This window comes from uncultured Cetobacterium sp., from assembly GCF_947039425.1.
In the GTDB taxonomy this organism is placed as follows: domain Bacteria; phylum Fusobacteriota; class Fusobacteriia; order Fusobacteriales; family Fusobacteriaceae; genus Cetobacterium_A.
On the sequence record NZ_CAMQYW010000060.1, the window covers coordinates 1 to 8,542 of the forward strand.

The 8,542-nt window shown below is 27.5% G+C and carries 9 protein-coding genes; 8 read left to right on the top strand and 1 reads right to left on the bottom strand.

The window, feature by feature from the left end; all coding sequences use genetic code 11:
* The 5 genes from Q0V09_RS04970 to Q0V09_RS04990 form a co-directional block, all read left to right on the top strand.
* A partial coding sequence (locus Q0V09_RS04970) for an ATP-binding protein (protein ID WP_297487452.1) occupies window positions 1–381 on the top strand: 381 nt, incomplete at its 5' end.
* A gap of 124 nt (window positions 382–505) precedes the next feature.
* Window positions 506–730 carry a FeoA family protein gene (locus Q0V09_RS04975; RefSeq protein ID WP_297407088.1) on the top strand — a complete coding sequence of 75 codons (225 nt, stop codon included), beginning with the start codon at window positions 506–508 and terminating at the stop codon, window positions 728–730.
* A gap of 102 nt (window positions 731–832) precedes the next feature.
* The gene (locus tag Q0V09_RS04980) at window positions 833–1,060 is read left to right on the top strand and encodes a ferrous iron transport protein A (protein WP_297407090.1); all 228 of its coding nucleotides are present in this window, start codon (window positions 833–835) and stop codon (window positions 1,058–1,060) included.
* Window positions 1,061–1,091: 31 nt separating this feature from the next.
* Window positions 1,092–3,296: a ferrous iron transport protein B gene (gene feoB, locus Q0V09_RS04985; protein ID WP_297407091.1), complete on the top strand. Its 2,205-nt coding sequence runs from the start codon at window positions 1,092–1,094 to the stop codon at window positions 3,294–3,296.
* A 15-nt stretch (window positions 3,297–3,311) separates the two neighbouring features.
* Complete coding sequence (locus Q0V09_RS04990; RefSeq protein WP_297407092.1) at window positions 3,312–3,461, top strand: FeoB-associated Cys-rich membrane protein; 150 nt, start codon at window positions 3,312–3,314, stop codon at window positions 3,459–3,461.
* 35 nt (window positions 3,462–3,496) lie between these two features.
* Here Q0V09_RS04990 and Q0V09_RS04995 read toward each other — a convergent pair whose 3' ends face one another.
* Window positions 3,497–3,874, bottom strand: coding sequence for a PG0541 family transporter-associated protein (locus Q0V09_RS04995; protein WP_297405031.1), 378 nt, complete (start codon window positions 3,872–3,874; stop codon window positions 3,497–3,499).
* A gap of 199 nt (window positions 3,875–4,073) precedes the next feature.
* On the opposite strand from Q0V09_RS04995, the gene Q0V09_RS05000 reads away from it, so the two are divergent.
* From Q0V09_RS05000 to Q0V09_RS05010, 3 genes are all read left to right on the top strand, one after another.
* Complete coding sequence (locus Q0V09_RS05000; RefSeq protein ID WP_297405033.1) at window positions 4,074–5,660, top strand: DEAD/DEAH box helicase; 1,587 nt, start codon at window positions 4,074–4,076, stop codon at window positions 5,658–5,660.
* A gap of 68 nt (window positions 5,661–5,728) precedes the next feature.
* Window positions 5,729–6,679 (top strand): endolytic transglycosylase MltG, encoded by a 951-nt coding sequence (gene mltG / locus Q0V09_RS05005; protein ID WP_297487455.1) that lies wholly within the window; start codon window positions 5,729–5,731, stop codon window positions 6,677–6,679.
* A gap of 13 nt (window positions 6,680–6,692) precedes the next feature.
* Complete coding sequence (locus tag Q0V09_RS05010) at window positions 6,693–8,348, top strand: B12-binding domain-containing radical SAM protein (protein ID WP_297405037.1); 1,656 nt, start codon at window positions 6,693–6,695, stop codon at window positions 8,346–8,348.
* The last annotated feature ends 194 nt before the right edge of the window (window positions 8,349–8,542 follow it).

Sequence of the window (8,542 nt, forward strand, 5' to 3'; positions counted from 1 at the left end):
GCTAGAGTAAGAAGAGGTCTTTTGTATAAAGAGATGAAAGCTCAGAATATAAATAAATTAGTTCTTGGACATCACAAAGATGATATAGTTGAAACATTTTTACTAAATATTTTTTATCAAGGTAATATGGGAGTTATGAAACCTGCTTATAATTCAGAGGAATATGGATTGAGAGTAATAAGACCATTGGCTTATGTTGAAGAAAAGGAAATAATAAAGTATACTAAAAAATTAAAATTACCAATTTTACCCAATGATTGTCCTTATGAAACTAGTGAAAATTCCAAAAGATTAAAAATGAAAAAAATGATAGAGGAATTATCTAAGGATAGTCCAAACATTCGAAGTGTAATATTAAATAGTATCAAAGGTTTGTTTTGATAATATGATATAAAAAGAAAGATTCTATTATCAAAGTTTTTATCTTGACAAATATTAATGGATAAACTATAATTAGAACATAAACGGCATTATAAAATATGTGAAAAATTAGGAGGTTTATTCTATGACACCATTAGCTTTTGCACAACATGATAAATTATTTGTGATAAAAGAGATAAAAGGAAGAGATAAAGATAAGAGTAGACTTACAGAACAAGGTTTTTGCATAGGGAATAAGATATCTCTATTAAAAGATGATGCTAGAAATTATATAGTAAAAATTAATGAAACTAAATATGTATTAAGTTTTGGATTGGCAAATAAAATTCTTTTAGAAGAATGTAAATAATAAATAGTAAAGAAAGATCACAGCTATCGCTGTGATTTATTTTGGGAAATAAACTTTGATATACGAACTTTATTTTTAACTTAAGATTTGGGAGGCATTAGTATGAAATTGACAGATTTAAAAAGAGGAGAAACAGCTAAAATAGTTAAAATTGGAAAAATTGGAGAACTGAAAAAAAGATTAGTTGATATGGGCGTTACAAGTGGAGAGATGATAAAGTTAGAAAGAAACGCACCTTTAGGAGATCCACAAGAGTTTATTGTTAAATCAACAAATATAGCAATAAGAAAAGTAGATGCACAAAATATTGAAATTGAAATAAATAACTAAAATAAAAGACATAAGAAGAAAGGGGATTATAATGATAAAAATAGCATTTGCAGGAAACCCAAATGTAGGAAAGTCAGCACTGATTAACTCTATAGCAGGTTCAGATTTAAAAGTAGGAAACTGGGCAGGGGTTACAGTTGAAAAGAAAGAAGCAGAATTCGATTATAAAGGGGAAAGAATTCAGTTTATTGATTTACCAGGAGTTTATAGTTTAAGTCCGTATACATTAGAAGAAAAAATAACAAGAGATTTCATAATAAATGAAAATCCAGATGTTGTAATAAATATAATTGATTCGACTAATTTAGAAAGAAACTTATATTTAACAATGTTATTAAAAGAACTTGAAAAACCAATGATAATGGCTCTTAATTTTGGAGATGAATTTGAAAAATTAAATTATAAATTGGATATGAAGAAATTTGAATCACTATTAGAAATGAAAGTGGTTATGACTTCAGCAGTAAAAAGAACGGGATTAACAGAACTGTTAGATACTGCAATAGAAATAACAAAAAATAAACAAGAAATAGATTATAATTTTGTTTTTGATAAAGAGATTCAAGATGCAATTCATACAGTAAAATGTAGAATTCAAACAGAAGAAAAATTAACACAAGCATCTAAAAAAATGAGTTCAAGTTTTTTAGCAATAAAACTTTTAGAAAAAGATGCTCATTTATTGGAAATTTTAAAAAATGAATATAACTATATTTATGAAGATGAATTTGATGATATTAGAGACGCTTTAGAGGATACTCATGATGAAGATATAGAAACAGTTTTAGCAGAAGCTCGTTATGGAATTGTAAAAGGGATTCTTGCAAAAACTTTTACAACTTCTATAAAATCAAGGTTAGATTTGAGTGATAAAATAGATAGAATTTTATTAAATAAATATTTAGGGTTACCTATATTCTTTTTAATAATAGTTGGATTGATGGGATCTGTATTTAATGGATCAGCACCTTTAATTGACTGGGTAGATGGATTTGTTAATAACTATATTGGAAAATATGTTGGAATGTTAATTGATCAAAATACACCAGCATGGTTAGCTTCATTAGTAATGGATGGAATATTAGGTGGAGTTGGTGGAGTTGTAGTATTTGTTCCTTTAATGTTATTCTTATATTTCTTCTTAGCTATTTTAGAAGAAAGTGGATATATGTCTAGGGTTGCCTTTTTAATGGATAGAATTATGACGAAATTAGGGTTGAATGGAAAAGCTTTTGTCCCTATGGTTCTAGGATTTGGATGTACAGTTCCAGCAATATATGCAACGAGAACTTTAGAAGATGAATCATCAAGAAGATTAACAGCAGCAATGGCTCCTTTTATGTCTTGTGGAGCTAGACTTCCAGTATATGGATTATTTACAGCTGCTTTCTTTGGTGGGAAAGCAGGATTGATAGTAATGTCATTATATGTTTTAGGAATAGTTGTAGCAATTTCTGTGGGATTAATTTTAAAGAACTTTAAAATGTTTAAATCTGAAGGAAGAGCTTTATTAATAGAGTTACCTCCATATAGAGTTCCAAGTCTTAGAGTTATAGTAAGATCTACAGTAACAAGAACAGGATCATATTTAAAGAAAGCGACAACTATTATAATGGGTATGCTTATGGTCTTATGGGCATTAACATATTTCCCAAATAATGGAGATACTTCAAATTCTTATATGGCTAAATTTGGTAAAACTTTCCAAACAGTATTAAAACCAACAGGTTTTGCAAATAGATGGGAAACAGTAGCAGCAATTCCACCAAGTTTAGCAGCAAAAGAGATTGTAGTTGGATTTATGTCTCAAGTATTAGATTCTAACGGAATAGATGAAGCAGCAGCAGCAAATGCAGATTCAGCAACTAAAACAACTTTCGCTCAAGATACTCTGGAGCAGGTTTTAGGTTTAGGAGTAGCAGTAAAAGATTCAATTGTAGCAATTTCAAGTTTTGATATCAAAGGACTTTTTGCAGTGCCAGATGCGACTGAAATAGATGAGGAAGCAACAGGACTGGTATCAGCAACAAGAATGCTTTGGACTGACAATTTAGCCCCTTTAAGAGCTTATTCGTTTATGGTATTTATATTATTAGTGGTACCTTGTGTAGTTACTTTAGGAGCAATAAAACAGGAATTCGGATATAAATTTACAGGATTTGTTGTAACTATGTTGTTAGTAGTACCATATATAGTATCAACTCTTGTGTTTCAGGTAGGAAGATTGTTCTTTTAACCTTAGGAGGAAAAAATGAAGAATTTAATTTTAGTAGCAATAGTAGTAGTAATAGCAATAGTAGGATTAAAAAGTTTATATAAAATGTTAAGAGGAAAAGGTGGATGTTCTTGTTCTAAAGATAAACAAGGAAGTTGTTCTTTTAAAGATAAATGTAAACATTAGAAAAATGGGAGATTAAAAAATCTCCCATTTTTTATTTACAGCCATTTAAAAGATTCATCAATATTTTCATCGATTTCTACGTCAGCTGTATACATATTGTAAATAAAATCATCAAGTGGACAAACAAGAAGAGCCATAACAACATTTTCAGGAAGATTCATTCTGAAAAATTTAAGTTTTTTTAAAAGGGTATCAACCATTTCTTCAAGTACTAAAAGATGGAAAACAGATTCAGAACCAGGCCATACGTGATTATTAAGGTGACGAACACCGCTTTCCCAACTTCCTTCTAATTTGCATTGAACTGTATAATGATGAAATCCGATACTATGTAAAAATTTTTGTAAATTATTTTTTTGAGAATCATTGAGATAAATAACAACACGTTTAAATGTTTTTTTTGCTTTATTCATATATACCTCCATATTCTTTAGTATTATCTTTATTACCTTATTTTAATCTAAAAATCAAGAGAGTATATTAAAAGAACGAAATAGGAACATAAAATTGAGAATATACAATATCAGAAATAAAAAATTTAAAAAAAGTACACATTTTTATAAATGTATGGTATAATCATATGATGAATATAAATAGATTAAGGAAGTGATTATGGAAAAATTATTAACATTTAGAGAATTAGGGTTAACTGAAAAGACACTAAAACCTCTAGAGAAAAAAGGGTTTGAAAATCCAAGTCCAATACAAGCATTAACAATACCTGCATTATTAAATGGTGAAAAAGATATTATAGGTCAAGCTCAAACAGGAACAGGTAAAACAGCAGCATTCTCTTTACCAATTCTTGAAAAGATTGAAGAAGGTACAGGAAATGTACAAGCAATAATACTTGCACCAACAAGAGAATTAGCAGTTCAAGTTGCAGAAGAGATTAACTCTCTTGCAGCAGGAAGAAGACTGAAAATAATTCCAGTTTACGGTGGACAATCATTAGAGCAACAAAAAAGACACCTGCAAAGAGGAGTGGATATTGTTGTTGGAACACCAGGAAGAGTTATTGATTTAATTAATAGAAAGATATTAAAAATAGATAACTTAAAATATTTCATACTAGATGAAGCTGATGAAATGTTAAACATGGGATTTGTTGAGGATATTGAGCAAATATTAAAATCAACAAACGATGATAAAAGAATGTTATTTTTCTCTGCTACAATGCCTACAGAAATTTTAAAAATTGCTAAAAGATACATGGGAGAACATGAAATATTAGCAGTTAAAAAGAAAGAATTAACTACAAGTTTAACAGAGCAAATTTACTTTGAAGTAAAAGAGAGAGATAAATTTGAAGCTTTATGCAGAATAGTTGATATTGAATTAGATTTTTATGGAATTGTATTCTGTAGAACAAAGAACGATGTAAATGAATTAGTAGGTAAATTACAAGATAGAGGATATGATGTTGAAGGGTTACATGGAGATATCAGCCAAAATCATAGAGAAGTTACTTTAAAGAGATTTAAGAACAAAAACTTAAATATCTTAATTGCAACAGATGTTGCAGCTAGAGGAATTGACGTAAATGATTTAACTCATGTAATTAACTATGCTATCCCTCAAGAAGCAGAAAGTTATGTTCATAGAATTGGAAGAACTGGAAGAGCTGGAAAAGAAGGAACTGCAATTACATTTATAACTCCTTCAGAGTATAGAAAATTACAGCAAATTCAAAAAATAACAAAAACTGAAATTAAAAAAGAAAAAGTTCCTGGAATAAAAGATGTTATCTTAGCTAAGAAAACTAGATTATTTGATAATGTAAATAGCATTATAGATAATGGAGATGCTGAGAATTTCTTAGAAATGGCTAAGGAATTAATGGAAAAGGAAGCAACAGCAATAGAGATTATCGCTGCAATTCTTAAAAATTGTTATGAAGATGAATTAGATGAGTCTAATTACTCTAACATAGAAAGTGTTGCAATAGATAAAACTGGAAAAACTAGATTATTTATAGCTTTAGGAAAGAAAGATCAAATGACTGCTAAGAAATTAGTTGATTTAATATCTAAGAAAACTAGAGTACATGAATCTAAATTAAAAGGAGTAGAGGTATATGAGAACTTCTCATTCGTATCTGTTCCATTTGTAGAAGCTGAAGAGATTGTAGAAATCTTTAAAAAAGATAGAAGAGGTCAAAAACCTTTAGTTGAAAAAGCAAAACAATCAAGAAGATAATTATATGAAAAAAGAGCTGTTACGAGGGAAACCGAGTGCAGCTTTTTTCAGCATAATTGGAGGGGAAAATGAAAAAAAAGATGATTATTGCTTTTTTTATAGTGATAATGGGGATTTTAGTTTTGGGAAAAAAATATACAAATGAAAAAAATATAAAAAGAGCTTATAATATAACAATAGATTTAAATAGAGGGATTAGTTTAAATAATTTTTTTGAAAAGTTAAATTTAAACAATGTATTTTTTAAAATTTATTTAAAAATTGAAAGAGATTCGGGCAGAAAGATAAAGGCTGGACACTATGAATTTAAGGGGAATTATTCATACGGGGATTTATTGAATATATTGGAAGAGGGAAGAGAAAAATATGTATCTTTAACAATTCCTGAAGGATATACAATATTAGAAATTGGAGAACTACTAGAAAATAAAGGGTATGGAAATGTTAAGGGGCTCAATGAAGCTTTAAAGAATATAAAAGATTTTCCATATTTAACACCAAAAGGGAACTTTCAAGGATATTTATATCCAGAAACATATTATTTCTCAGGAGAGATAACACCTGAAAAAGTAGTAAAAAGAATGTTAAAAGAGTTTTTAATAAAATTCCCGCCAAAAGATTATCCAGATAAAGAAATATTTTATAAACAGCTAATAATGGCATCTATTTTAGAAAGAGAGGCACAAATCGCTACAGAAAAGCCCATAATGGCTTCAGTATTTTATAATAGATTAAATAAAGGGATGAAATTAGCATCAGATGCAACAGTAAATTTTGCATATGATTATAAGAAAAAAAGAATGTATTATAAAGATTTAAAAATTGATTCACCATATAATACTTATATGTATAAAGGATTACCTCCAGGACCAATTGCTAATCCAGATTATGAATCTGTCATGGCAGCAATTAATCCAGCAAAAACAAAGTATTTATTTTTTGTTGCAACAGGAGGAGGACATCATACATTTACAAAAACATATAGAGAACATTTAGAAGTTCAAAAAAAGAAAAAATAGTTAGGAGTAAGTTGTGGAAAAGATAGTTTTAGTAGGAATAAATAGTCAGTACATACATACAAATTTAGCAATAAGATATTTAAAAGCTTATGCTGAGAAAAAAAGTGATATAAACTTAGAAATATATGAAAGTAATATAAATAGTCAAATGCATACAATAATAAGTGATTTATACAATCTACAACCAGGTCATTTAATATTTTCTACATATATTTGGAATAAAGATTATGTGTTTGCTATAATTAAAGAATTAAAAAAGATTTTACCAAATACAACAATAACCTTAGGGGGACCTGAGGTTACTTATAATGCAGAAGATTCTTTAAGAGAGAATAAATCTATTGATTATGTATTAGTTGGAGAAGGTGAAAAGGTACTTTTAAATTTTTTAACTAAACCAGTTAAAGAGATAAGAGGAGTTGCATATTTAGAAGAGAACAAATTTATGTACAATGGAATGGAACATCCAATAGAAAATTTAGATGACATTCCATTTCCATATACAGAAGATGAGTTAAAAGATAATATAAAAATCTTATACTATGAATCAACAAGAGGGTGTCCTTTTAGTTGTTCTTACTGTTTATCATCTATTGATAAAGGTGTAAGATACTGGTCTTTAGAAAGAGTTCAAGAGGATCTTAAAAAGTTTCTTGATTCAGGAGTAGAATTAGTTAAATTTGTAGATAGAACATTTAACTTAAGAAAAGATAGATATTTAGGAATTTGGAAATTTTTATTAGATAATTATAAAGATGGAGTAACTTTTCATTTTGAGATAAATGCAAATATTTTTGATGATGAAGTAGTGGAATTTTTAAAATTAGTTCCAGAAGGATTTTTCCAATTTGAAATAGGAATTCAAAGTGTTAACAAAGAAACAATGAATAGTATAAATAGAAGAAATCTTTTAGATAGATTAAAATATAACATTAAATCAATTTCTAAGAATATTCATTTACATGTGGATTTAATTGCGGGACTTCCTTATGATACATATGAAGAATTTAAAAATTCCGTAAACTATGTAGATGATTTAGGTGCTGAGATGATACAACTTGGTTTTTTAAAGATATTGTCAGGAACTAAAATTTCTCACGAAATAGAAAAGTATGATTATAAATATATGGAGTTTCCACCATATGAAGTTCTATCAAATAAATTTATCTCTTATGGAGAACTTGTTAAATTGAAACATATTGAAAAAATGTTAGATTATTATTATAATTCTGAAAAATTTAAAAACTCTGTGAGATATATAATAGATAATCATTATAAAAATCCTTTTGATTTCTATGAGGCAATTGCTAATTTTTATGTGGATAAAAAATATATAACTTTGGGACATAAAGTTGTAAGTTTATTTAATTATTTAGTAGATTTTTATGAGGAGAATAATTTTGAAGGAAAAGAGATATTTATAGAGTATTTAAAATTAGATTACCTACTAATTGGGAAACCAGGAAGTTATCCAAAGTGGTTTGTAAGTGAAAAAGATAAAGAGAAATATAATGAAATTATACAAAATAAAGAGTTTTCATCATCTAGAGAAGCTTATAAAAAAACAGAATTTGAAAACTTTAAATATAATGTAATTTCACACAAAAAAGAAAATATAAATATATTATTTAATTATAGTAATAAAAAAGTAAAATTAGAGTTGTTTTAATAAGAAAATATGAATGAAAATAGTTTTAAAAAGGGTCTCTATATGGTATAATTTTAAAAAATACTCTTTGAAGGATAATATGATGTTAGAAAAAATATTGAAAAAAATTAAAAAAGAAAAATTAATAGAAAATGGTGATAAAATAATACTTGGATTATCTGGTGGACCAGATTCAGTATTTCTTTTATATGCCC

What these genes read in the sequence shown, in the direction of transcription:
- Q0V09_RS04995 (WP_297405031.1), bottom strand. Translation starts at nt 3,874, where the DNA reads ATGAATAAAGCAAAAAAAACATTTAAACGTGTTGTTATTTATCTCAAT.
- mltG (WP_297487455.1), top strand. Translation starts at nt 5,729, where the DNA reads ATGAAAAAAAAGATGATTATTGCTTTTTTTATAGTGATAATGGGGATT.
- Q0V09_RS04980 (WP_297407090.1), top strand. Translation starts at nt 833, where the DNA reads ATGAAATTGACAGATTTAAAAAGAGGAGAAACAGCTAAAATAGTTAAA.
- feoB (WP_297407091.1), top strand. Translation starts at nt 1,092, where the DNA reads ATGATAAAAATAGCATTTGCAGGAAACCCAAATGTAGGAAAGTCAGCA.
- Q0V09_RS04990 (WP_297407092.1), top strand. Translation starts at nt 3,312, where the DNA reads ATGAAGAATTTAATTTTAGTAGCAATAGTAGTAGTAATAGCAATAGTA.
- Q0V09_RS04975 (WP_297407088.1), top strand. Translation starts at nt 506, where the DNA reads ATGACACCATTAGCTTTTGCACAACATGATAAATTATTTGTGATAAAA.
- Q0V09_RS05000 (WP_297405033.1), top strand. Translation starts at nt 4,074, where the DNA reads ATGGAAAAATTATTAACATTTAGAGAATTAGGGTTAACTGAAAAGACA.